This window comes from Frankia sp. Mgl5, from assembly GCF_023242985.1.
Taxonomy (GTDB): Bacteria; Actinomycetota; Actinomycetes; order Frankiales; family Frankiaceae; genus Parafrankia; species Parafrankia soli.
In genome coordinates, this window is the sequence record NZ_JALKFY010000161.1 from 1 (window position 1) to 264 (window position 264).

Annotated in this window: 1 protein-coding gene; it reads left to right on the plus strand. The window is 53.8% G+C overall.

Annotated features, from left to right (window positions below):
• On the plus strand, window positions 1-264 hold a 264-nt coding region (locus tag MXD62_RS08815; protein WP_248828893.1), incomplete at both ends, for a hypothetical protein.

Consider the following 264-nt stretch of genomic DNA (forward strand, 5'->3'; position numbering starts at 1 on the left):
TGAAAGTAATTGCCCGCTACAAGGATTTCATCGCCTCCGGTTCCCAGCCGCCGTCATGGGACATTTCGATGAATCCGATCGCGGTAGAAGCGATGAAGTGGTATAACCCGTTGACAGCAGACCGCTTCCGCGAGCATCTCCAAGGGAAAGGGGCGATTATTGAAGCGGAATACGGAAAAGGCCGGATGATTTTACTCTCGCCTCACGCCGAATTCGGCACGTGCGGCACTTCTCCTGCCATGGAAGAGAACCCGAACTTTTTGC